21 protein-coding genes and 1 pseudogene are annotated in these 24,672 nt (G+C 55.1%); 12 read left to right on the top strand and 10 right to left on the bottom strand.

From position 1 onward, the window contains the following. Positions 1–3 precede the first annotated feature (3 nt). From QMG93_RS12680 to QMG93_RS12670, 3 genes are read left to right on the top strand one after another with little or no spacing between them, the layout of a single operon-like run. Positions 4–1,209: an HlyD family secretion protein gene (locus tag QMG93_RS12680; protein ID WP_281936926.1), complete on the top strand. Its 1,206-nt coding sequence runs from the start codon at positions 4–6 to the stop codon at positions 1,207–1,209. Then, entirely contained in the window at positions 1,190–2,344 is a 1,155-nt protein-coding gene (locus QMG93_RS12675) for an ABC transporter permease (protein ID WP_281936924.1), read from the top strand. Before QMG93_RS12680 ends, QMG93_RS12675 begins: the two co-directional genes overlap by 20 nt. After that, positions 2,341–4,197 (top strand): hypothetical protein, encoded by a 1,857-nt coding sequence (locus QMG93_RS12670; protein ID WP_281936922.1) that lies wholly within the window; start codon positions 2,341–2,343, stop codon positions 4,195–4,197. The genes QMG93_RS12675 and QMG93_RS12670 overlap by 4 nt, the downstream gene beginning before the upstream one ends. Before the next feature lie 198 nt (positions 4,198–4,395). Here the strand turns inward: QMG93_RS12670 and QMG93_RS12665 are convergent, their stop codons facing one another. Further along, positions 4,396–6,738, bottom strand: coding sequence for a hypothetical protein (locus QMG93_RS12665; protein WP_413789290.1), 2,343 nt, complete (start codon positions 6,736–6,738; stop codon positions 4,396–4,398). Between the two features lie 327 nt (positions 6,739–7,065). Between QMG93_RS12665 and QMG93_RS12660 the strand changes: the two genes are divergently transcribed. Continuing rightward, positions 7,066–7,572 (top strand): GNAT family N-acetyltransferase, encoded by a 507-nt coding sequence (locus QMG93_RS12660; protein WP_281936920.1) that lies wholly within the window; start codon positions 7,066–7,068, stop codon positions 7,570–7,572. Positions 7,573–7,613: 41 nt separating this feature from the next. Beyond that, the gene (locus QMG93_RS12655; protein ID WP_281936919.1) at positions 7,614–8,522 is read left to right on the top strand and encodes a polysaccharide deacetylase family protein; all 909 of its coding nucleotides are present in this window, start codon (positions 7,614–7,616) and stop codon (positions 8,520–8,522) included. 77 nt (positions 8,523–8,599) lie between these two features. On the opposite strand, the gene QMG93_RS12650 is transcribed toward QMG93_RS12655, so the two are convergent. After that, a complete protein-coding gene (locus QMG93_RS12650) occupies positions 8,600–9,922 on the bottom strand; it encodes a 6-phospho-beta-glucosidase (protein ID WP_281936918.1) in 1,323 nt (440 codons plus the stop codon). Beyond that, a complete protein-coding gene (locus QMG93_RS12645) occupies positions 9,919–10,902 on the bottom strand; it encodes an N-acetylglucosamine kinase (RefSeq protein WP_281936916.1) in 984 nt (327 codons plus the stop codon). The genes QMG93_RS12650 and QMG93_RS12645 overlap by 4 nt, the downstream gene beginning before the upstream one ends. Before the next feature lie 230 nt (positions 10,903–11,132). Between QMG93_RS12645 and QMG93_RS12640 the strand changes: the two genes are divergently transcribed. Further along, positions 11,133–11,924 (top strand): GntR family transcriptional regulator, encoded by a 792-nt coding sequence (locus QMG93_RS12640; protein ID WP_281936914.1) that lies wholly within the window; start codon positions 11,133–11,135, stop codon positions 11,922–11,924. Between the two features lie 65 nt (positions 11,925–11,989). On the opposite strand, the gene QMG93_RS12635 is transcribed toward QMG93_RS12640, so the two are convergent. Further along, complete coding sequence (locus QMG93_RS12635) at positions 11,990–12,799, bottom strand: helix-turn-helix domain-containing protein (RefSeq protein WP_281936911.1); 810 nt, start codon at positions 12,797–12,799, stop codon at positions 11,990–11,992. Between the two features lie 146 nt (positions 12,800–12,945). Here QMG93_RS12635 and QMG93_RS12630 point away from each other — a divergent pair, with 146 nt between their 5' ends. Further along, positions 12,946–13,395: an SRPBCC family protein gene (locus QMG93_RS12630; RefSeq protein ID WP_281936909.1), complete on the top strand. Its 450-nt coding sequence runs from the start codon at positions 12,946–12,948 to the stop codon at positions 13,393–13,395. Here QMG93_RS12630 and QMG93_RS12625 read toward each other — a convergent pair. From QMG93_RS12625 to QMG93_RS12615, 3 genes are all read right to left on the bottom strand, one after another. Further along, positions 13,389–13,763 (bottom strand): hypothetical protein, encoded by a 375-nt coding sequence (locus QMG93_RS12625; protein WP_281936907.1) that lies wholly within the window; start codon positions 13,761–13,763, stop codon positions 13,389–13,391. The genes QMG93_RS12630 and QMG93_RS12625 overlap by 7 nt on opposite strands. A 161-nt stretch (positions 13,764–13,924) precedes the next feature. Further along, positions 13,925–15,112: an acyltransferase gene (locus tag QMG93_RS12620; RefSeq protein WP_281936905.1), complete on the bottom strand. Its 1,188-nt coding sequence runs from the start codon at positions 15,110–15,112 to the stop codon at positions 13,925–13,927. Positions 15,113–15,383: 271 nt separating this feature from the next. Further along, a complete protein-coding gene (locus QMG93_RS12615; protein ID WP_281936903.1) occupies positions 15,384–16,262 on the bottom strand; it encodes a hypothetical protein in 879 nt (292 codons plus the stop codon). Between the two features lie 194 nt (positions 16,263–16,456). Here QMG93_RS12615 and QMG93_RS12610 point away from each other — a divergent pair, with 194 nt between their 5' ends. The 5 genes from QMG93_RS12610 (at position 16,457) to QMG93_RS12590 (ending at position 21,637) form a co-directional block, all read left to right on the top strand. Continuing rightward, a complete protein-coding gene (locus tag QMG93_RS12610; protein ID WP_281936901.1) occupies positions 16,457–17,116 on the top strand; it encodes an HAD family hydrolase in 660 nt (219 codons plus the stop codon). Further along, positions 17,113–17,868, top strand: coding sequence for a DUF429 domain-containing protein (locus QMG93_RS12605; protein ID WP_281936900.1), 756 nt, complete (start codon positions 17,113–17,115; stop codon positions 17,866–17,868). Before QMG93_RS12610 ends, QMG93_RS12605 begins: the two co-directional genes overlap by 4 nt. Before the next feature lie 225 nt (positions 17,869–18,093). Continuing rightward, positions 18,094–18,534, top strand: coding sequence for a flavodoxin (locus QMG93_RS12600; RefSeq protein WP_281936898.1), 441 nt, complete (start codon positions 18,094–18,096; stop codon positions 18,532–18,534). A 345-nt stretch (positions 18,535–18,879) separates the two neighbouring features. Next, entirely contained in the window at positions 18,880–19,551 is a 672-nt protein-coding gene (locus tag QMG93_RS12595) for an HAD family hydrolase (RefSeq protein ID WP_413789294.1), read from the top strand. A gap of 394 nt (positions 19,552–19,945) precedes the next feature. After that, entirely contained in the window at positions 19,946–21,637 is a 1,692-nt protein-coding gene (locus QMG93_RS12590) for a long-chain-fatty-acid--CoA ligase (protein ID WP_281936894.1), read from the top strand. Positions 21,638–21,843: 206 nt separating this feature from the next. Here the strand turns inward: QMG93_RS12590 and rocF are convergent, their stop codons facing one another. The 3 genes and pseudogenes from rocF to QMG93_RS12575 all read right to left on the bottom strand — a co-directional run bounded on the left by rocF (position 21,844) and on the right by QMG93_RS12575 (position 24,549). Beyond that, positions 21,844–22,755, bottom strand: coding sequence for an arginase (gene rocF, locus QMG93_RS12585; protein WP_281936892.1), 912 nt, complete (start codon positions 22,753–22,755; stop codon positions 21,844–21,846). A 52-nt stretch (positions 22,756–22,807) separates the two neighbouring features. Then, a pseudogene (locus QMG93_RS12580) lies at positions 22,808–23,025 on the bottom strand (aminotransferase class III-fold pyridoxal phosphate-dependent enzyme); the annotation flags it as partial. A gap of 234 nt (positions 23,026–23,259) precedes the next feature. Beyond that, positions 23,260–24,549 (bottom strand): serine hydrolase domain-containing protein, encoded by a 1,290-nt coding sequence (locus QMG93_RS12575; protein ID WP_281936890.1) that lies wholly within the window; start codon positions 24,547–24,549, stop codon positions 23,260–23,262. Positions 24,550–24,672 lie beyond the last annotated feature (123 nt).

Raw genomic sequence — 24,672 nt, 5'->3', positions numbered from 1 at the left:
GAAATGAAGAAACAAGTGGCGGCGATCGTCGTATTGGCATTAGCGCTCAGCGGAGGAGGCTGGATGCTGGCGGCGCAGGGCAAGGATGCGGTAACGCTGGCTTCTTCCAACAAAGGAAGCATTCTGACAGCAGAGCAGGTGAATGTTTCGTTTCAAGGCGTCGGCGGCAAAATTATCGATCTGCCGATCAAAGAGGAGCAGGCGGTGCGCAAGGGCGACGTGCTGATGACGCTTGATCCGACGGATATCGACCTGCAGCTCCGCAAAGCGCAGGCCGATGTGGAGGTTACGACCTTAAAGATCAAGCAGGCGGAAGACGGCATCCAAGTCGCCCAAAGCAAGCTGGGCAATGCCGTGAAGCAGGCGCAGCTCGGCTTGTCGCAGGCGGAGACGCAGGAGGCGCAGGTGGCGGACGGCGCGAGAAGCGAAGATATCGAACGGCAGAAGCTTGCCGTCGCGGCTTCGGAGGAAGCGTACACGCATGCGCTCAAGCTGTACAACCAGCTGCTGAATACGGAGGAGGCGTACGATAATAATCCGTATTCGTACAAGGATCACCGCGACGCGGTCGAGAATGCGCGCAGCCAGGTAACCACGCTGGAGAATGCGAGAAATCAGCAGAAGGCCGTTCTGGATAAAATGGTCGCCGGCGCGACGGATAAAGAACGCAAGCTGGCGGCGCTGCAAGCGGACCGCGCCAAGGCGGTCGTCGAGCAGCAGCAGCTCGCCGAAGGCGATATCGCGAATCAGCGGATCGGCATTGAGGCGCTGAATAAGCAGCTGGAGCAGTTGAACATTTTGATGGAATCGCTGAAGGTGCAGAAGGACCGCTTCACGCTGCGCGCTCCGGGTGACGGCAAAGTGGTCAAAATCATGCCGAAGACGGGCGAGAACGTCGGCTCCGGGATGCCGGTCGTCGTATTGGAAACGGGCAAGCTCTATTACGACTTGTATGTTGACGAGCGTCAAGTCGGCAAGTTTCAGGCCGGTTCTGCTGTTCCGACGCATTTTGCCGCACTGCCGGACAAGGTGGAGGGCAAAGTCCAGTTCGTCACGGCCGCGCCGCAATTCGCCGCACTTCGTATGAGCCGGGAGAAAGGCACCGCAGATTTGAACTCGTTCCAAGTGCGCGTCTACGTAGAGCGGACCGACAAGCTGCTGCCGGGCATGACAGCGGAGGTGCGTGTCGATGAAATCCCTGCTCGATGAAATGAAATATGCGCTATCCGGCAAATTCGTGCTGGCAATTCTGATCGCTCCGCTGATCGTGGCGACGCTGTTCGGCTACATGTTCAAGAACGGTCAAATCAACGAAGCGCCGATGGCGGTCGTCGATGAAGACAACGGCTTGTACAGCCAGCAGTTTATCGACAAGGTGAACGCGTCCCAATATATCAACGTCGTGGACGTGTTCCACGAGGCGATCCCGCCGGAAAAGCTGATGGCCAATGAAAAATATATGGTCGTCATGTATCTGCCGCGGGGAATGGAGCAGTACCGTTTCCAAGGGAAACAAATTAATATAGGCTTGCTCATCGACAACTCGATGCCGTCGGCGATTGGGAACATACGTTCTGGTATGCAGGAGCTGATCACAATCGAGAACACGACACTGTCCGTGGGCAAGTTGAAGGTGATGGGCCTAGGCGACGATGCGGCGATGGGGATTGCCTCCCCGCTCTCGCTACAGCAGCGGCTGCTGTTTAACCCGACCTCCGATTTTATAGGCTTTATGGTCATCGGCTTCGTCAATGTGGTGGCTCTGGGGATCACCGCCATCGCCGGGGCATCCATCGTCCCTCGCCTGCGGGTGGAGGGACGGCTGGAGGAGGCGCTTCGTTCGCCGATCGGACTCTGGTCGCGCGTGCTGCCGTACGCGGTGATCTCTTGCATCAGCTTGATGCTGGCCTTCGGACTTCTGAAGCAGCTTGGCGGGCTGAGATTTGTCGGGAATCCGCTGGAATTTCTGGTTCCGCTGCTGCTCTACACGCTGACAGTCACGCTGATGGGCATGGTCGTGGGCTGGACGGCGGCGGACCCTTCGAAGGTGGCGCTTCGCACTTATGCGATTGTGTACCCGTCCTTTATGCTGTCCGGTGTGCAGGTGGCCACGATTATTTTCCCTGGGCCGATTCAAGCGGTCAGCAACATGCTGCCGCTGACCTGGCTGTTCAAATTCATTCGGGGCATCGGCTACCGCGGCGGCGCACTTGAATATTTCGCTAGGGAACTCGGTGTATTTGTAGTGATGATCGGCGTGATGTCGCTCGCCGTCGGTTTGCTGACGATGTGGGAGACGCGTCGGGTTAAAGTAAATTCAACAGTGGGAGAGGTTGCAGCATGACGAATTCGAACCACCAATGGAAAAAAACCGCACTATCCGTCGTTTTGACGGCTTCCCTGCTCGGCACGGCGTCCATTCCGTCTGCCATGGCGGCTCCGGCCGCGCCGGAAGCTGCAGTAACGGCGGACGCGTCGAAGGCGGCTTCGGGCAGCCAAGCATCCGGCACGACCGCCGGAACGCCGCAGCTGCAAAGCTATGCGCTCACGGATAAGCTGCAGGTCGAAATCAAGAGCCTGCTGAACGAAACGACCAGCGAAGGCACACGCATCGCTGCGGTCGTGCGGGTTCGGAGCTCGGACGCCAAGGTGGCGAAAATTCCGGACCTGGAGCTGCGGGTCAAAACCGCCGACGGATACGAATATCCGATGCAAGCGAGCGTCTTTAACGCCCATGCCATCCGCCCGGGCACGACCGAGGAATTGAACTTTCTGGTCAAGGTGGACCGCCGTGATCCTTCGGAGTTGACTGAACTGGTCTGGTACGCCGTCGATTGGTACGCGTATCCGAAGAAGGAGACCGTGCAGCTCGCGGTGCCCGTAAAAGGACAAGAGTGGACCGGACCGCTGTCGAGCTTCGCGAATTCCGCTTCATCGGTGCTGCCGTGGGAGCGCTCCTTTACGCTAAGTCCGGCGCTGGAATCGCCGCTTGTCTATACACCGGTTTCGGTGAACCGGGATAATACGCCGCAAGGCCCGGTAACAACAGTGAAGATGCGCGTGGAAAACCAGTCCGCTACCAAAGAGGCTGTCCCTGATTTTACGATAGACGGCAGGTCGAACGGGAACGGAAGCACCGATAAAACCGTCTTCCCGGGCAAACGGGTCGAGGCATCTCCGCTGGTGCTTGAACCGAAGGAGCAGCGGTATATCCATTTCGCCATTCCAACGGATAAGGACACCGTGCTCACGAACTTCAACGTGCTGACTCCGGAAACGTTCCGCCAGCTTGATCCCAAAGGCCAGCCCAGTCAGGTTTCCTACAACGTGGGGCGTTATCAGGTGGCGCTGCCGGTCTCGAGCAGCACGACGGAATTCAATGCGGCCAAGCCTTACGAACTGGGCCAGCCTTTTGCCTTCGACAGCTTGTCCGATACGATCGATCCGCACCTGTCGGTGTCGATGGTTGAGTTTCATCGTCATGAAAACGACGGCGAAGGCTATCAGACCGTGATTGCGAAGCTGCTGCTCACGAACAACAGCGATTTGCCGGTTCTGGTGCCGACGTTCCAGACGAAGCTGATTACGTCGCAGGGCATGACGTATTCCGGCAACCGTCAAACGGGGGCTATTGCAGAAATTATGCCGCAAACGAGCTATGCCGTGAGCTATGCGTTCAACATGCCGACCGAGAATCAGGACGAGCAATACGTTCTGAAGTTCACGGATGCGAAGACGGCGGCGCCGGCCTCGACGACGATCGGAGCATACCGCGTGGCAATGCAGGAAACGAAGCTGGATGTGGCAAATATGTCGTTCTATCCGTTCAAGGTGAAGCTCAACGACTGGACGCTGAACGCGCGGTATAACGTACCTTCGGCGCTCTCTCCGAATACGCCGATCAGCTATACGTACCGGATGAAGCTCGATATGGACATTGCCCGCAATGAGCATGTCGTGGTCGATCCGAATTCGTCCAAAATGCAGTTGGAGCTGGTAGATAAGACGGGCAGAATATTGTCGACCAAGTCGCTGCCGTTCAGCGGCGTCAACCGGTTGATCAGCGGCCCGCAGTTTATTCAGTTCGATACTCTGCGTACCGAAGAGCACGAGTATCCGTTGGACATCAATATTTACGAAGTGATCACGACTCCGACGGGCGAAGCGAAGCGGCTTGCCGGCGTACTGAAACAATAGGGTGAAATTTGATCCGGTGTACGGTATAGTGGTTGCATAAAACACGAAGGTGTACACTTTCTTGTACTCCGACGAATATTCATAACTAACAAATAAGCAGACTGCTGAATGGCAGTCTGCTTATTTGTTGATTGAATCAGTAAAGATAACTAAAAAAAAGCCGCCGCTAAGCGGCGACTTGCTGAAAGCTATGTTGCATCACGACTTCGAATCGGTATTGGAATTACCGGAATCAGCGGTATAAGCATTTACTTCAAATGTGATAATTTTATCGTAAATAATGTAGTCCTTCCGGTTTTTAAAAGGGCCTTTGTTGTTATTGTGCTTGTCGATTGCAAACATCACCGCACCTGTGCCGGAAGCTCGACCTTCATACCAAGCTAAGAATGCGTTCACTTCTTTCATAGACAGGTCGTATTCTTTCTCTTCCCCGTTGTTTAACATGATGCGCAGCAGGGCTCTATCCGTGTCCTGAGTAGGCGGGGTTACAATCGATCCGTTAGGTGTAGCCGAAGCTTCGTTCGAATTTGGGCTTTCTCCTGCTGCATTTACGGCAGTAACGACATAATAATAGGTTGTTCCATTAACCACGTTAGTATCTAAGTAGGAAGCATACGTAGCGCTGTTCACGGTGGAAATTTCTGTGTAAGGCCCTCCTGCCGTAGTGCTGCGCTTTACTTTATAGCTTGTGGCTGTATTCATGCTGTTCCATGTCAAGGATACGGTTTTATCGCCACCTACAGCCGTTAAATTAAGCGGTGCGGCGGGAGGGACATCATGGTTTTTACCGAAGACGTTCCATTCGTAGGCAAAAATAGTCTCCCCGGCAGTGACGGGTTTCAACACAACGCGCGAAACATTTTGAAGCGTATTAGGCAATGACTCCACGCCATCATTAGTTGTTGGCGTATAGGTGCTGATCAGCGTATTATTCGCGTCATAGAACTCCATTTTAATTGGGTACAAGCCATGCCATTTGGCGATTACGGCATTAATGTCCTTAGGAGTGGAAAACGTATACCATGCAATGTTGCTTCCGATATTTGTTCCTGTATTCCCGTTGTTGTCTGTAAACTGCATAACCGTGGACATCGGTTTGTTAAAAGATGGGCCTACGTTTAGCGCTACTCCATCCAACAAGCCGCCCGTATATTTGGTGGCGCTCGGCTTAATGTTAATTTCGTTGGAAACCGCGCTTTCTCCCGCTTCATTCACGGCAGTTACCACGTAGTAATACGTAGTTCCGTTGACAACTGAGGTATCTGTAAAGGAAATTTCCTTAATGTTGGAAGCGAGGACAGCATAAGGTCCTCCGGCTGAGGTCGAACGCTTAACCGTATACGATTTTGCTCCGGTCGTAGTCCAATACAGGTCTACGACACGATCTCCGCCACGAAACCAATTAATCGTAGGAGTCACCGGCGGGAAGGAAGGAGTTGTAAATACGTTCCATTCGTAGGCAAAAATAGTCTCCCCGGCAGTGACGGGCTTCAACACAACGCGCGAAACATTTTGAAGCGTACTAGGCAATGACTCCACGCCATCATTAGTTGTCGGCGTATAGGTGCTGATCAGCGTATTATTCGCGTCATAGAACTCCATTTTGATTGGGTACAAGCCATGCCATTTGGCGATTACGGCATTAATGTCCTTAGGAGCGGAAAACGTATACCATGCGATGTTGCTTCCGATATTATTTCCTGTATTCCCGTTGTTGTCTGTAAACTGCATAACCGTGGACATCGGTTTGTTAAAAGATGGGCCTACGTTTAGCGCTACTCCATCCAACAAGCCGCCTGTATATTTGGTGGCGCTCGGCTTAATGTTAATTTCGTTGGAAACCGCGCTTTCTCCCGCTTCATTCACGGCAGTTACCACGTAGTAATACGTAGTTCCGTTGACAACTGAGGTATCTGTAAAGGAAATTTCCTTAATGTTGGAAGCGAGGACAGCATAAGGTCCTCCGGCTGAGGTCGAACGCTTAACCGTATACGATTTTGCTCCGGTCGTAGTCCAATACAGGTCTACGACACGATCTCCGCCACGAAACCAATTAATCGTAGGAGTCACCGGCGGGAAGGAAGGAGTTGTAAATACGTTCCATTCGTAGACAAAAAGAGTATCCCCGGCAGTGACGGGCTTCAACACAACGTGCGAAACATTTTGAAGCGTACTAGGCAATGACTCCACGCCATCATTAGTTGTCGACGTATAGGAACTGATCAGCGTATTATTCGCGTCATAGAACTCCATTTTAATTGGGTTAAGGCCATGCCATTTGGCGATTACGGCATTAATGTCTTTAGGAGCGGAAAACGTATACCATGCGATGTTGCTTCCGATATTATTTCCTGTACTCCCGTTGTTGTCTGTAAACTGCATAACCGTGGACGTCGGTTTGTTAAAAGATGGGCCTACGTTTAGCGTTACTCCATCCAACAGTCCCCCCGTATACTTGCTGGTTGCAGCTTGGGCTGAACTTACGGGTAACACTTGCAGCAAAAGGACTAGCATCATAAGTAAATATCCAACCTTTTTCAAATAAAAGACCTCCCATTATATTGTAGTTGAAAAAAAAGGTGTTAAAATTTACTATTCGATTTAAAACGACAAAATCCTCCTTTTTTTGACACATTTTTTATGCGTTCGAATTAAGTTTGACCGGGGTAGTTTTATTACTGTGAGCACTTTCACCTACAAACTTTTTAGCATAATTGATCAACGGTTATAAATTTTTCGGCGTACCCAAGAAAGCAGGTCCTTTCGGCCTGCTGCTTTATTTTAGGCCGGCGGTTCAGAAGCTGGAAAGCGTATGATAAAATAACAGCATGTGGAGTGTATTCCGAACAGGAGATGGAGACGAATCCGATGCTTTACGATTCATACGAGACAAACGAACAAATAGTTCACCTTAGTTTTTACCGAAGCGAGCACGATGCGGCGCTCCGGGCGTTTGAGCTTCCGGAAGAGCAGGCCCGGTTTACGGCTCTCCCCGGCAAGGTGCTTGAGCTTTCGTTAAACGACGAGAACCGATATCCGGTCGTTATTTTAGCCGGGGATGTGCCGGTCGGCTTTTTCGTCTTGCATTGCGGTGAAGTGACTGCCCCGTTTTCCGATAATCGGAATGCGATTCTTCTCAGGGCATTTTCCATCGATCAGGCTCATCAAGGACGCGGTTATGGCAAACGGGCCATGCGGACTACGGCCGCTTTTGTGGCGGAGCATTTCCCGGGAGTGGAGGAGATCGTTCTGGCGGTGAACGAACAAAATCATATGGCCAAGCGGCTGTATGAAGCAGCGGGATTTCGGGATACGGGAAGGCAGCGTCGGGGATCGATCGGAATGCAGCACATCTTGAGCCTTTCTTTGGAGTAATGACGCGCAGTTTCAAAAAATCCGAATAAGGAGAGATTGCCGTGAATACTGCTGAAGCATTGGGATACGGCAAGAGCGACAGACTGTTGATTGTCAACGCCGACGATTACGGAATGTGCCATACCGTGAACGAAGGGGTGCAGCAGCTGCTAATGGAAGGCGTTGTATCGTCGGCTACGGTCATGATGCCCTGTCCATGGGCCAAGGAAGCGGTGAGCTGGGCGGCACAACATCCGGCCTACGACGTCGGCGTGCATTTGACCTTCACCAGCGAATGGCCGACGTACAAATGGGGACCCGTTACCCGTACGGGCCCGGTTGCCTCGCTCCTCACGGCGGAAGGCTATTTTCCTGCAGATAGTGCGACCGTCGAACGCGAAGCGGATCCGGACGACATCCGCCGGGAGATCGTGAGCCAGATCGAGCTGGCGCTGCGGATGGGCCTGAAGCCGATCCATGCGGACAATCATATGGGTAGCCTGTACGGGCTGCATACGGGTCGGGACTTTCTGGAGATCGTCCTGGACGTTTGCGCCGCCTATGGGCTGCCGTTTCGCCTGCCGAGGTATTTGGAGCCCGACGACCCCGGCATTCCGCCGCAAGCGTACGAGATTGCGGCGGCTCGGGCGACACTGGCGGACCGGAAGGGCGTCGCGATCATCGATCATCTGCGCAGCCTGCCCTTTGTGCTGGGGCCGGGGGAGACGTACGAGTCGTTCCGGGACGGGATGGCGGCTTTACTTCGTTCGCTGAAGCCCGGCATTACGGAAATCATCATTCATCCTTCGCGGATCGACGAAGAGCTCAAGGCCATTCATTCCCACTGGGAAAAAAGGGGAATGGAGTTCGAGGTATTCCGCGATCCGGTCATACGTCAGGTGATCGCTTCCGAAGGCATCCGCCCGATTCGCTGGTCGGATTTGCAGCGCCTTATGCAAAAGGGGGCGTAGTCTGAGCTCCGAAATCAAAAGATCCCGCCTAGGCTCCGAATAGAGCAGGCGGGATTTTGTTTGTATAGGGGGGACCGTTAGCGCTGCCAGTAGGCAGGCAGCTCCGCTTGGTTTTCCCGCAAAATATCGTCCAGCACCGACTTGGCCAGCGAAGCGGTGCCGACGAGCGGATGGAGGGTCAGCGCTTGCAGCGCGATGCCGTAGTCCCCGGTGACGGCAGCTTCGACCGTCAGCTCCTCGTAAGCTTTTACCGCTTGCAGCAGTCCGCGGACTTTGGCGTCGATCGGTGTGGTCAACTGCACCGGATGGGCGCCGTTCGCGTCGATGACGCAGTTCACTTCCACCGAGACGTCGTCCGGCAGGCAGCCGATGATGCCGTTGTTGCGTACGTTGACGGTTTGGATATCCTTTTTGTTGTTGTAAATGGAAGAGATCAAATTCAGCGCCGCTTCGGAATAATAGGCGCCGCCGCGTTTTTCGAGCTGCGGGGGCTTGACGTTCAGGTTCGGGTCTTTGTACATCTCGAACAGCTCGTCTTCGACCTTCTTCACGGCTTCCGCCCGAGTGCCGGTCGTTTCCGCCGCATGAAGCTGCTCTTTCAGCATCTCGTCACGCAAATAATAATAGCGATGGTAAGCGCACGGAAGCGAGCCGAGAGATTTCAAAAATTCGAGATCCCAGCCGAAATCCGGGATGTTTTTCATCGTAAACCCGCTTTGTCCGCTTGCCGCCTGGAACAGCACTTGCTGAGTCACGTCGACGCCATCGACGATCACGCGGGTCGTCCAGTTCAGATGGTTAATGCCGATCATCTCGATGTCCACTTGGGAGACGTCGACGTTCAGCGCCTTAGCGATCTGCATCCGGGTGCCGATCGGCAAATTGCAGAGCCCCATCGTTCGGATGCTGGAATGCTTCAGCACCGCTTCCGTCACGATTCCCGCCGGATTCGTAAAGTTGAGTAGCCAGGCATTGGGCGCAAGCTCTTCCATGTCTTTGCAAATATCGAGAATAATCGGAATCGTCCGGAGCGCCTTGGCGAAGCCGCCTGCGCCGGTCGTTTCCTGCCCGATCAGATTGTAGCGCAGCGGAATGCGCTCGTCCCGGGCGCGTGCTGCGAGCAGGCCAACGCGGAGCTGCGTCGTGACGAAGTCGGCATCCCGGATCGCCTCCCGCCGGTCCAGCGTTAAGTGGAGATTGATGGGGACATTCGCTTTTTCTAGCATGCGTTTGGCCAGATTGCCGACGATTTCGAGCTTTTCCTTGCCTGCTTCGATATCGACCAGGTACAAATCTTTCACGGGAAGCTCGGGATACCGTTTGATGAAGCCTTCGATCAATTCCGGCGTGTAGGAAGAGCCGCCGCCGATAACGGCTACTTTTAACGATTCCTTTTTCATGCTTCATACCCTCCGTAAGCTGCAAATTTGGAATGAATCGCTTCGCCTGCCGCCAGACCCAGATGGTCCATGCCGAGCAACACGGCGCCGTAAACCGGAGCCATCTCCGGAATGATCAGTTCGATGGAGCCGTGCTCCTGCCGGACTGTCTCCTCCAAGGCGGCGAGCAAATGCGGATTGCGGCCTTTCTGTACGACGCTGCCGACCAGCACGATCGGAATCGTTTCCTTCCGGAAGCCGCCCAGCCGACGAATGACCGAGCACGCCGCAATGCCGAGCTCCCGGCCGGTGTCCTGCAAGATGCGGATCGCCAGAGCGTCGCCTTCGTCAGCCGCTTCGTGCAGCACGATCGCGAGATTGCCCTCTCGCAGCGAGTAGATGTCCCGGTCCAGAAAATCGTTCACCATCTGCTCGACAGTCTCGAAACCGAAATAACGTGGCACTTTGTGCTGCAGAATGGACGGAATTTCCCGGTATTCCCAGGAGCGAACCGCCGCTTGGAATGTCCGCGTTGCCATGTAGTGGCTACCTGCGGCGTCGCCGTACAGCGTTCCGAGGCCTCCGGTCTGAATCGTGAGGCCTTCCTCGTTGCGTCCCGCCGCATTCGTGCCGCTGCCGCAGACGAGCACGACGCCCGCATTGTCCGGACAGCCGATGCGAAGGCCTTCCATCGTATCACAGACGACGTCCCAATGGGCAAAAGGCAGCGTCGCCAACGCCGGGCGAAGAATCGAGAAATCGTGCTCCCGGTCCGCGCCTGCGAGGCCGTACTGGACGAAGGCGATATCGGCATAGGTCAGGCCGGCCTCTTGGATCGCCAGCTCCATCGATTGCCGGATATGCCCCAGCGCCTTCTCGATGCCGACAATCTGGTGATTGCCGCATCCGGCAATGCCGCTTCCCCGCTTGTTTCCTTGCTCGTCGATAACGACCGCGTACGTCTTGGTTCCGCCGCCGTCTACGCCGATGATGTAGCGCATGCTGAAGCCGACTCCTTTCCTTCTCCAAGAAGTATTTGTTATTACAAATATGATTAAATTGTATTTGTCATTACAAATTTAACATGCCTTCCGAGCGGCGTCAACGGGTTATTTTTCGGATAAAACAGGCTCTTGAATACCTATCTTCAACGTTGTATCCTATAGTTGTATCTAAATTTGTATCGAATGTATTGGGACAATGACTATGGGTTCATATCGGAGGTTTCAACGTGACGAAAACGAAAGCGGATGCTCCGCTCTATCATAAATTGAAAGACCGCATACTGGGGCTGATCGAGTCGGGAAGGTACCGGCCGGGGGACCGATTGCCGACCGAATACGAGCTGTGCGAGCAATTCGAGGTGAGTCGGACGACGGTGCGGCAGGCGCTGCATCATTTGAAGCTGGAGGGGCATATCGAGCAAACGCAAGGCAAGGGAACCTTCGTCGCTTCTTCCAAAATTCAGCAGCCGCTGTCCAGCTACATCAGCTTCGACGATTATATGAAGCGCTTGGGGCTATCCGGCGAAACGAAGGTGCTGGAATTCGCCGTGGTGCCGGCAACCGCGCAGCTGGCCAAGATGCTGCACGTCGCCGAGACGGACCCGCTCTTCAAGCTGATCCGCATGCGGTATGTAGACCGGACACCCTTAAAATACTCGATTACGTATATTCCGTGGAAGGTCGCGCCGGGTCTTGCCATTGAGGAAATTCAAGGCTCGCTGTACGACGTATTCCGCGGCAAGTACGGGCATCAATTAAGCAAATGCGTCGACTGGATCGAGCCGATCCTGACCGACGATCAGTACAGCGAATATTTGGAGGTTGCCGTCGGGGCTCCCGCCTTGATGGTCCGCTCGGTCACCTATGATACGGCGGGCGTGCCGCTGGAGCATTCGCAGGAAATATTCCGCGGCGACCGTTCGAAGTTCGTGCTGGAGCGCGACCTTCAGTCGCCATCTGCGAAGTATACAGGATTGCTGCCCGACCCGTGGCAGCACGAGCCGGACGGCGCGGAATGACCCTAAAAAAGGCATGACAAAACGGCCCGGTTCCAACGAACCGGACCTGTTCCACGCTATTCGGATTAGCCGGAATGATCCTTTCTGACGTATTGCTCCGGCGACGGCCCCACGATCGACCTGAAATCGCGGATGAAATGGGACTGATCGTAGTAGCCGAGCGCCAAGGAGAGCTGCGACCAATCGGGAACGGAGCCATGGTGCATCTGCTCGGCCGCTTCATGAAGCCGGTAGCGCCGAATGACCCATTTGGGGCTTACGCCGACATAGCGGTCGAACAAGCGCTGCAGCGTCCGTTTGTGCACTCCGGTTTGGCGCACGGCGTCATCCACTTTGACGATGGTCCGATCATTTCGGATGCGGCTGACGATGTCGCTCACAAAACTGACGTTGTCGTCCGGCGCCGGAAGCCGCTCGCCGAGGAACGTTTCCACCCGGCTTAACGCCGGCTCGATCTCCTCCTGGGCAAAAATTTCTTTCTCGAGCGGCCCGCTATCCATACCGAACACTTCGTGGAAGCTGACAGAGCTGTCCGTCAACCGGGATACCGGCTCGTTCAGGAAAGGATAGAAGCCTCCGGGCTTGAATTTCAGGCCAAGCACCCAGCCTCGATCCTGCAGCAAATGTGAGGAGGTCATGCTGGCAACGCCGTAAATGCGCGTAAGCTCCGGTTCGAAAACCAGGTTGACATTCGGGTGGGTCAATACCGTCTGACGATACGGTGCTTCTCCGCGCAAGTCCCACTTGACGATCCAATAATGCTGCACGAAAAAGTCGATTTCCGCCGAAGGCTGGAATCGGGACAATTCAAACTTTTTTTCACCGTTTTTCGGATGCAATATTCCTCTTGGGGTCTCGTCGGCCGTCCTGTGCATCAAATCTCTCCCTTGTTCCGGTGTGGTGGGAAAATCGTTCTGTCGCGTTTTTCCTATACGCTTGTCCGCAGCCGAATGTATAGTAAGAGTAGCAGTCGGGACGTCCGATTGCAATTCCAAATTCATTGATGCGCGGAGGGATAAGGATGGATCTCGTTTACCATTACTATATCGGGGCGTCGCCAGAGGACGTCTGGCAAGTATTGATTTCGGACGAAGGCGTGAAAAAGACAATGTTCGGCTGTACGATCCGCTCCACCTTCGAGGTCGGAGCCGATTACGCGTATGTGGGACCCGGGAACGACGGAGACGAAACCGTCCACGTTTACGGCAAGGTGCTTGCCATCGAGTCGAACCGTCTGCTCAGCGTGACCGAGCATGCCGGACCGTCTTACCGGGAAAACCACGCCGAGCTGGAGACCCGGATCACGTTCACGCTGGAGCCTATGGGCAGCTGCACCAAGCTGACGCTGGTCAACGACCGGTGGCCGGCCGATCACCCGTCGTACGAGAACACCCGGCAAAGCTGGCCCATGATTTTGAGCAACATCAAAACCTACGCCGAAACGGGCAAAACGCTTGATTTCGGTTATTGATATCGTGTCAAACGGGACGGAGACTTGCTTCGTTCCGTTTTGTTTTCCACAATTTTTGCGCCGGCGCAAGCGACGATCAGAAGGAGCGTAATCCAGACGGATCGTTCGAAGGCGATGCGAAAGTGAGCTTGCGTCCACAGGCCGTCGCCGATGATAAAATAGGCTACCCGATTGGAGATGCATAAGCCTCCGTCATGCATGCCGGGGATCAGATTGTAAAAGTAGTTCTGCCCCAGACCGAAGTTGGCGACAAGCGATAACAGCACCGACAAGAGCAGGGCCGTGGAATAGACGGCCTTCGCGCCCAGCCGCTTGAGCACGCCTGCGACCAGCAGCACGGCAAGCAGCATCAGAGCTGCATAAAGCATACAGCGATCCTCCTTATGTTAAAAGATATCCATCTCTTTCAGCATAGTAAGAACGAAGCGGTGTGACAATGACGCGCCGCTGACAATTGGATTACAAAAGCAGGTGCCGGGCGAGGCTCGAACATCTGCTCCGCGACATGAAGCTCCCGAATTTAGCAATTTTAGCCCTTCATGTTGTCGGCCGATAGGCCGGGAACTGGCTGCGGTTTCTTTTTGGCTTTCCCCAAACCGGTCATCCATTGCCCGAGGAACGGAATCCTGGACAGCGCGAATGTAGCCAGCACCGACATCGCCGAGCAAAGAATAAAGGCAAGAATCGTGCGAAGCGTGACGTTCATCTGCGGAAGCAGGAGGTCAGAGAGCAAGGTAGCCCAGGTCAGTATCAGCGCATGGATCAAATAAGCGCCATAGGAATATTGGCTGACCATCCAGAACACACGGCGCGTAAGCCCCTTGGCGGATTCGGCGGCCCGCATTCCGAACTTATATGCCACAAGAACCGAAGCGATCAAGAAAACCGCCGTCATCGGGCGCAGCAAAAGCAAGTCCTCGTAGTGATTCTGGGATGCGGGGTTATTTTCGAAGCCGGCAACGACACGATACGTCAAGTAAGCGGACAAGCTAAAAAAAACGGCATACACCAGCGGCCCGTTGCGTCTCAGCCATTCCCTCCAGTGCGTTAGCGCCAAACCGGAAACCGCTCCAAGAACGAAGTAGTAGAAGAAATAGAGCGAGTTGCGATCTGCATATTCGGTCAGCATCGGGGTCAGCACCGGCACATTCCATTGCTCCGCCGCTTGGTAAATCGGCCATATTAGAGTCATGCCATACACATACACGGCAGCCAAAAGCACCATGGCGGCGATCGCGCGCCCAGATGTCAAGATTCGGCTTCGCACATTCTGGATCACCCGGCGCCAAAGCGGAAACGTCACATAAAACGGAATGATCATCACAATATACCACAAGTGATACGAGGCTTTGCCGGTGAATACCAGTCCCGCGAACTGCTGTATGCCTGTGAAGAGGCCGGTGCTTTGCAGCAATGCAGGAGCAGCATAGATGAGGGACCAGAACAAATACGGGACGCCGATGTCCTTCAGCCGCTTTTGCAGAAACGAACCGTAACGAAGCGGCCCGTCATAGTTGTAAAACAGCACGAGACCTGTAATAAAGATGAACACCGGAACGGCAAACTTGGAAATAAGAAGAAAAAGGGTAAACATCACGCCATCCGAAAGCGTTGTATCCGGCTCGGACAAATAGTGGCCGATCGAGTGCTGCAGCACGACGGCCAGAAAGGCGAGCGCCCGTAAAACATGTATTTCTTCGATGCTGTTTTTTTTCATTTCTATCCTTTTTGACCCCCTAATGACAATAAACCCTATGGCTATGATTCAAACAACTCTATCATTATAGTGCAAAGCATAGCTTTATGAAAGAAATGACAGGTTCGGGATTTCTGGAACTTTAGGAAAAAATATTCTACCTTCTCCTAGCAAATGCAAATAGCCCGCAGGGAGCAGCCCCCCCCCCTGAGGGCGTAATCGTGGCTGAGGCCATATGGCCGAACTCGATAACTTCTTCCAGACCGCTTATCCCCGCTAATCCTGAAGCGATTTACCGGCGTCCTCTATGAAGCGTTGGGTTGATCCACACGGCGGATTCTCCGGTTTTGGGAGAGGGTTCTGGTTTTGGAGCCTTCGTTTGCTTTGAAACGAACAGGCGGGAAGGGGCGGTTTTGCGGGTCCGCGATTTACCGCTCCGGCTGGTGGCCACGGTTTTGTTGTCGGCTCGTTGTGCGGACTTCGACCGGTATGACGATCTCATAGGCTGAGCCGAATCGTTCGGCGCAGAACCGGTCGCCGGGTCGACGGATTCCGGTACGTCCGATAGCGGCGAGAACGATAGCGTCCGGGTCGCTTGATCATAAGCAAGCAGGCACGTCTGCCCGTTGCCCAGACGAAGCTTGGCCGCAGCGCCTGCCGACAACACGAATTGTTCGTCTAGCTCGTTTGGGGGCACCGAGAGGCGGAGCTTGACGGAAGCATTCCCGTGTCTGGCCCGCACGGTCCGGCTCCTTTGTGCGCCGGCCAAACCGAGCTTGTTCAGTAACGAATACCCGATTCTTACTCTCGGTTCCGTCCGGCCCTTTTCGGTAAGCACGACTACCCGCTCTTTGTTTACGGTAATTTTGGTCAGAGTCATGGTGTGCTCGAACTCGTTATATACCAGCAGGCAGCGGGCTCCTCCCCGCAGGTCGGCGGCTTGGGCCGTGGCCGGTCCCATTTCGATGTAATGAAACAGGCATTCGTCGTCGAGTCCCCGCACGATGCGGATTTGTTTGTCCGGACTGCCTTCTTTTTTCAAAACGACCATCATTCCGTCCCGAAGCGTATGCAGCTCGTGTTCGTAGCCGTTTATACAATTCGCGACTACCGTTATCGTATCCTCGCCGTGCTCCGGGTTCACTACGACATCGAATAGTCCTCTAGCCACTTCGATCCTCTCCCGTAATGCCGATGTAAGTTTCTGTCCTGCTAGCACCTATATAAGGTATGTCATCGGCCGTCTTATGGTATGGACAGGTGTCCTGAGGCATCTATCACGAAAAAAGGACGCGTTCCCGGAAACAAGGTATAATGGAGCGGTAACAGAGTGCAGCCCAGCTGAGGGAGAGGAGAAAGAGGCTTATGGGGATGACCCGGTATACGCATTTGTTGTTCGACCTGGACGGGACATTAACCGATCCGAAGGAGGGTATTACCCGGTCGGTTCAATATGCTTTGGGGCGTATGGGAATCGAGGAGCCGGATTTGAACAAACTGACGCCGTTTATCGGTCCGCCGCTGCAGGTGTCGCTGCGCGAGCGGTATGGTTTCACCCCGGAGCAGGCGTGGGAAGCTATTGGCTGGTACCGGGAATATTTCACGGAACGGGGCATGTTTCAAAACGAAGTGTACCCCGGCATCCCGCAGTTGTTGGCGGAGCTCGGGGCAGAGGGCCACAAGCTGATCGTCGCGACATCGAAGCCGATCGTGTTTGCAAAGCAAATTTTGGCGCACTTCGGACTGGACCGGCATTTCGCCCATCTGGCGGGCAGCGAGCTTGACGGTACGCGTTCGGACAAAGCCGACGTGATCGCGTATGCGCTGGAGCTGGCGGGCTTCCCACCCGTTTCCGCCTGCTTGATGATCGGCGATCGGAAGCACGATATCGAGGGGGCGAGAGCACACGGAATGGATTCGGCGGCTGTCGCTTACGGCTACGGCACCGCCGAGGAGCTTAAGCTGGCGCAGCCAGTATATAGCGCCGCAACGGTACACTCGCTTGCGGAGCTGCTGCGCGGATGAGCCGCGGGGGCTATGTCGGCGTCGACGGCTGTCCGGGCGGCTGGCTTGCGGTGAGGCTGTCGGAGGATGGACAGAGCTGGGCGGCAGACGTATATGAAGACCTCCATCTCCTGTGGGAGGCCCATCGGGAGGCCAAGCTGATGTTGATCGACATGCCGATCGGCTTGGCGGACGGCCGGGAGTCGCGGGCTTGCGACGCGCTCGCGCGGGAGCTGTTGAAGCCGGGGCGGGCTTCCTCGATCTTCGCCGCACCGGTACGCGAGGTGCTGGGAGCAACCGGCTACGCCGAGGCAAATGCCCTGCAGCGGGAGATCAGCGACCGCGGCTTGTCGCGCCAGTCCTGGGGCCTCGTGCCGAAAATTCGCCGGCTCGACGAGCTGCTCCAGCAGGATATGGAGGCACGCGGGCGCTTCCGCGAGTCGCATCCGGAGCTGTGCTTTGCGCAGCTCTTCGGCGGGTCGATGCGCCACGGCAAAAAGACGCCGGAAGGCTTCGCCGAGCGGTTCGCGCATTTGCGGCGGGTCTGCGCGCACGCTGATACCATCGTCGCCGAGCTGCTCGCGCGGTATCCGCGCAAGGCGCTGGCCCGCGACGATATGCTCGACGCGCTGGTGCTCGCGGTCACCGGCTGGCTCAGCGGCGGCGCATTGCGTCAGGTGCCTGCCGAAGGCGATGCGGACCGGACGGGGCTGTCGCGTACGATTTCATTTTACAAGCCGGAGGGACGCACGCTTGCTGCCGGGGGGCAGTAGATCTGGCGGCACCGGGTTTCACAGCGACTCGGGTTGGCTTAATAAATATGCGGCAATTGCAAAGGCCGGGATTCCTTGAAACAAAGGGATTCCGGCCTTGGACTTTTTACCCGGTCCGAAAATAGGCGGCGTCTCAAAAAAAACATAATTGACAATGATAATCATTATCATTTAATATGGTTGAGGAAGTACATGGAACATTACGGAAAACGGAGGGGCTTGGAAATGAAACTGATTATTGTGTTTGCCAGCATGACGGGCAATACGGAGGAGATGGCCGACGAGGTCGCAGAGGGGGTCCGCGAAGCAGGGATCGAGCCGGTCGTCAAAAACGTGATGGATACAAGCAGTCATGAGCTCGGAGAGTATGACGGTATTATTCTTGGAGCCTACACTTGGGGCGACGGCGAGCTGCCCGACGAATTTCTGGATTTCTACGAAGAGATGGACGGTCTGGAGCTGAGCGGGAAAAAGGCGGCGGTCTTCGGTTCGGCCGATTCCTCGTACGCGCAATTCGGAAAGGCGGTCGACCTTCTCAAGGAGAAGCTGGAGGAGCTCGGAGCGGACGTTGTCGCAGAAGGGCTGAAGGTGGAGTTAAACCCATCGGATTCGGATAAAGCCGCCTGCCGGGCACTCGGCAAACAGGTGGCGGACGCTTTGGCCTGATACGGCTGCTGCGCGCCGGCTCGCCTTATCGCAGCGCTTCAGCCGGCGCATCGACTCATCCAGTTCGGCCTCGGTCAGCTCGTCTTACCCCCGGCATCTTCCTCGGTCGAACGCTTCTCTTCCGCAACGGTCTCTACGATTTGAATCTCAGGCACGCCGACCGGTGTGCGCAGCCTGCTTCCCTCGTTGATCCGCGCTTTCTCCCGGCAGCGGCATTCGCCTCCCGATCATCCTATGGCATACGCTTGGAGCTCCGAAGGGAGCGTGATAAAATCAGTTCAGACGAACTTTGTCGAAGATAGATTTCACGCTACCGAGATCGGGAAAGGAGAGAGGGAAAACGATATGTTTACGACCTTTATATTCGATATGGACGGCGTCATCATTGACAGCGAGCCGCTTCACTTCAAGGTGGATATGGAGGTGATGGAAGGGCTTGGCGTCCCGATTACGAAGGAGGAGCTGGAAGGGTATGTCGGGATGACCAATCCCGAGATGTGGACCCGAATCCGGCTCAAGTACGGCTTGACGCCATCCGTCGAAGACATCATCGAATTGCAGCTGAAGCGGAAGCTGGCGTACTTGGAGGCTTCGGACGACCGGCCGATCGAGGGGATCGCGGAGCTGCTTCATTCGCTGCATGGCAGCAAGCGGATCGGTCTGGCTTCTTCCTCGCCAAGGGTGTTCATCGAGGCGGTGCTGAATAAATTCGGTCTGCTTTCGTATTTCGATTTTGTGATAAGCGGCGAAGAGGTGGACCATGGTAAACCGGCGCCGGATATTTATTTGAAAGCCGCCGAAATGCTTGGAGCCTCACCCGACCAATGCATCGTCCTGGAAGATGCCCGTCATGGCGTGGCTGCGGCCAAAGCTGCCGGCATGACGTGCATCGGGTTTCAAAATGCTAATTCCGGGGACCAGGATTTGTCGAAAGCCGATTGGATCGTCGCCTCGATCCGCCAGATCCGGCTTGAAGAGCTCGAGAGGCTGATCCCATCCGCCGAAGCGGGAGCTTAAGCTGCCACGTAGTCGGTCTAATACAGAGAAGCGCACCTTTGCGGGCACAAGCGTAATTTGCAGCCCAGCCGGTGCGCTTCCGTTTTTCTCCCCTTCCCACAGAAAGAACCTCACTAGTCCCCATTGTTTAGTCGATTGCTTTCTCATTTGAATCTCGTATATGGCATAGACGCCTCATGCAGCGCATAAATTACCAAGTACAGGGGAGATGGCAACGCTTTCGGACAACCTGGCCGGTCGTTTGCCGTAAGCGGTAACGCAAGCGGTCCTGTGGTTCGGCCGCCAGGGCGGTTAACCGTTTCCCCAATCGGCCGCCGCCGAGGCGTCATCCGTGACCGGTGAAACCGTCGGCGTCGTCCCCAGACCAAGGCAACCTTGCATGGAGGTGGTTTTAATGCCCGACAAGCCTTGGCTGCGTCACTATCCTGCCGAGGTGCCGCCGACGTTCGACTACCCGCGACATTCGCTGGCTTGTTTTTTGACCGAGTCCGCCCGTACGTATCCGCAGCGCGCTGCCTTGGATTTTATGGGCAAAACGATGACTTACCGCACGCTTCTGGAGCAAGCGAGCCGATTTGCGGACGCGCTTGTCCGGCACGGCGTGCGCCAAGGCGATCGGGTGGCGCTCATGCTGCCGAACTGCCCGCAAACGGTCATTGCGTATTTCGGCACGCTGCTTATGGGCGGTATCGTTGTGATGACCAATCCAATGTACACCCCGCGCGAGCTGGAATATCAGCTTAAAGATGCGGGGGCCCGGACGATCGTCACGCTGGATCTGCTGTACCGGCGGGTATCCGAAATTGCCGAGTCCGCCGAGCTAAGGCATATCATCGTCACGTCGATTAAGGACTACATGCCTGTCCCGCAAAAATGGCTCTACCCGTTGTTCGCGAAGAAGCAAGGACTGGACCGGAAAGTCGTTTACGGCAATGGCGTCTACCCGTTCCGGCAATTTATGGAGCGGGGTTCCCCGGAGCTTCGGCAAGTGGAGGTGGATGCGGAGCGCGATCTGGCTTTGATCCAATATACGGGAGGCACAACCGGGCGCGCCAAAGGGGTGATGCTGACGCATTATAACCTGATCGCCAATTCGATTCAAAGCCGGCTGTGGTCCTACCGTTTGAAGCCCGGGCAGGAAACATACTTGTCGGCGCTGCCGTTTTTTCATGTGTTCGGGCTGACGGTGCTGCTGAATCAGTCCGTTTATTTGGGCGGAACGCTGGCGCTCTTGCCGCGATTCGAGACCGGTTTGCTGCTTGAGACCATCCGTCGGACGAAGCCGACCGTGTTCCCCGGGGCGCCTACGATGTATATTGCGCTTCTTCAGCAAGCCCGCAAGCCGCGGTTTAACCTGTCTTCGCTGAAGCTGTGCATCAGCGGGGCCGCTCCGCTGCCGCTTGAGGTGCAGGAGCAGTTCGAGGCCGTCTCGGGAGGCCGCCTCGTCGAGGGCTACGGCTTGACGGAGGCGTCACCCATTACGCACGGGAACAACATCTGGGAGCGGCGGAAAGTCGGCTCCATCGGGATTCCGTTCCCCGATACGGACGCGCGGATTGTTGACCCGCAGACGCTGGAGGAGCTGCCGGTTGGAGAAGTCGGCGAGCTTGCCGTCCGCGGGCCGCAAGTGATGAAGGGCTATTGGAACCGGCCGGAGGAGACCGCAGTGGCGCTCAAGGACGGATGGCTGTACACCGGCGATATGGGAAGGATGGATGAAGACGGATTTTTTTACATTTTGGACCGCAAAAAGGACTTGATCATTGCCGGAGGCTTCAATATTTATCCGCGCGAGATCGAGGAGGTGCTGTACGAGCACCCGGATGTGGCGGAGGCCGTGGTGGCCGGCGTGCGCGATCCGTACCGGGGGGAGACGGTGAAGGCGTATCTGGTCATGAAGCAGGGCAGCGAGGCGGGAGCCGAGGAGCTCAATCGGTGGTGCCGGGAGCGGCTGGCCGCTTACAAGGTGCCCCATATTTACGAATTTCGCGACCATCTGCCCAAAACGATGGTCGGCAAAGTGCTTCGCAGAAAGCTGCTGGAAGAAGAGGCGGAACGGACGGAAGGCGAAACGCCCGGCGATTGACGGCGGTGCGGCCGTTTGGCTGAAGAAAGCGGGGGGAAGAAGGCAGGGTGCGGCAGGGGCCTTGAACCGAAGGACGGATGAGCGGCCTGATCCGCGCCATAATGCGTAAGCTCATATAAAACGAAGCAAAGTGCTTCTGCAAGGCGGCGATACACGCTGCGGCAGAAGCACTTTGCTTTTACAGGGATCGGTGGGACGGCAGCCGATCACAAAATTTGCTCTCCAAGCAGGGAGCCGATCAATTCGACGGCGAGCTGCGCCGTCTTCTGCCCCGTATCGAGCGACGGATTCACCTCGACCAGCTCGGCGGACGTCACGATTCCCGATTCGTGCAGCAGCTCAAGGGCCAGGTGCGCTTCCCGATAGTTGAGCCCGCCTTTTACCGGCGTTCCCGTACCCGGCGCCTCGACGGGGTCGAGGCTGTCGATATCGAAGCTCAGATGTACGCCGTCCGTGCCTTTCCCCGCCACCTGAACGGCTTCTTCCATCACGCTGCTCATTCCGCGCCGGTCGATGTCGTGCATCGTGAAGCAGGTGATGCCCTGCGCCTTGATGTACGCTTTCTCGCCCGGGTCGAGATCTCTTACCCCAACAAGGACCGTATGCTCCGGCCTGATCTTCGGGCTAGAACCTCCGATTCGGGTCAGACGTTCGTCGCCCTGCCCGAGGCTTGCGGCGAGCGACATGCCGTGGATGTTGCCCGAAGGCGTCGTATCGGGCGTGTTCAGATCGGAATGGGCATCGATCCAGATCACGCCGAGCCGGTTATAGTGCGAGGCCAAGCCTGCCAGCGTACCGATCGCAATGCTGTGATCGCCCCCGAGAACGAGCGGAAAGCTTCCCTGCTGCACAATACGGGAGACGCCGGCGGCCAGCGCTTCGTTTACGGCCAGCACGTCATGCAAATGCTTCAGGGCGGTAAGAGGAGGCGCATCCTGATCGAGCTGCGGCTCCGGCCAAGTCAACAATCCGGCATCGTTCCATTGGATGCCGAGCCGGCGTAATTTTTCCGGCAGACCGGCTTGCATAATGGCCTCCGGTCCGCCGCAGGCTCCCCGGCGTCCGGCCCCCAAGTCAAAAGGAACGCCGAGGAGGGTGATTGAGTTTGCGCGGGTCATGAAGTCCAGCTCCTTCTTCTGTGCTCAGTTTAAGGCTCTTTGCGCTCTTATGCTGCGGCAGGATAATGCCTGCTTCGCCCTGAATCGGTTCGACGAGAAAGGCCGCCATATTCGTGTGTTAGCGTTTTCGAGCGTCTGCAAATCGCCGTAAGGAACAATCGTAAAGCCGAGGGTAAACGAATCGAAGCCCTTCTTGTATTCCGGCGTTTTGGAGAAAGAAGTGGCCGCAAGGGTCCGGCCGTGAAAATTGCCTTCGCAGACAATCACTTCCAGGGGAGCGCCATAATGCCCCGCCAAACGAATGAAATCCGTCGTTCGGCTCACGTTAATTCACCTTGGTTTCGATTCATTCGAAGATGGAAGAAAACAGCCTGCTATAACTATATTCCATGCGGACTTCGACTGTACTTCTTTTTGAAGGAACGCCGAAGAGGGCCACCCATGATCGGTCTTTATAAAAAGACTGGAGGGCGGCCCATATTCGTTTCGATCGTCCGGCAGCGATTAGGAGGATGTTGGTTTTGTCTGCTTTAACGCGGCAATTGCTTCCCGGAAGGCAACTACTTCTTCGAGCATTTCACTATCGTGTGTATTGACGCTGGTCTTGACAATAACGATATTTTCCTTTTGATTTACATAAATGGATTGGCCATAAATACCGCTTGCAAGAATTTCCTGGCTGTCGCCGGGCAGCCACCACTGATTTTTATAGTATGGCATTCCCGGGCTGCCGACATAAGTTTCTTTGACCCAGTTATCGGAGATGATCCGTTTGCCGTTCCAAAGGCCGTTATTCAAGTACAGGCGGCCGAACTTGGCGTAGTCGCGCAGCGTTGCATTGAGAAAGGCGAATGTCATGTCATCGCCGTGCAAATCCGTGTTCCAATAGGCGCGGCTTTCCATGCCGAGGGGCTTCCATATTTTTTCTTCCAAATATTGCGCAGGCTGCTTTCCGGTTACTCTGTGAATGAGCATGCCCAGAACCTGGGTGTCCGATCCTTTATAAGTAAAGGTCCCCGGTGGGGTTTCGGCAGGGAGGGTTGCCATTTTGCTGTTGAAAGATTTTTTATTCACAAATAATTCGTTGTACCACACGGTTCTGTAAGGCTCTTCAAAAACAGGATATTTTACGCCGGACGCCATGTTGAGAATATGTTGAATCGTGACGCCGTTATACCCCGACTGACTCAACTCCGGCAAATAATCGGTGATCGGATCGTTTACGCTCCGAATGTACCCTTCGTCTATGGCAATGCCGATTAGGGCGGAAGTAAACGATTTGGACATGGACCAGGACGTATTCAACGATTTTGCCGTATTGCCCAGATAATAATTTTCCACCAATATTTTATCGTCTTCGATGATAAGAAGACCGGTCGTTACGGTGCGTGCGAGCAAATCTTTAAACTGTCGGGTCTGTCCATTATACGTATAAGTGAAATTAGGCAGTTCGCGGAGATCTTTTTTGAACCGGTACACATTTTGTTTATCATGTTGGATCGTTCGGCTTGGGAAAACTTTATCCATGGAACGGAAATTTTGCACGATCTTCTTGTGGTCAAACAGGGTTAAAAATTTGGACGGATCATAAGTCGCCGAGCTAACGGACAACTGCTGCTCATCCAGCCCGGCAATTTCTTTGTCGCCCGGCAATTGGACATTCTCGTAATCTTCCAAGCTCGCAATCTGCGATTCTTCCGCATGCGAGACGGAGTAAAGAGGAGAGAAGGTGCCAAACGATCCGATGACAAAAGTGCTGAGAACTGCTGACATTAACCATGGTTTCTTGGGCATGTGCTGTTACACCTCTTAACATTGTAGTAATAGATTGGTAGAAAGCGTTTGCATGATTTATTTTACAGTATTTAATAAAATATTACAAATAAAGAACATACTTCCGTGATGATAGTGACCTAA

It is taken from the genome of Paenibacillus tyrphae (genome assembly GCF_027925525.1).
GTDB classification, from domain to species: domain Bacteria; phylum Bacillota; class Bacilli; order Paenibacillales; family NBRC-103111; genus Paenibacillus_G; species Paenibacillus_G tyrfis_B.
The sequence above is the reverse complement of the archived record's forward strand: the minus strand, read 5'-3'. Positions and strand labels throughout refer to the sequence as shown.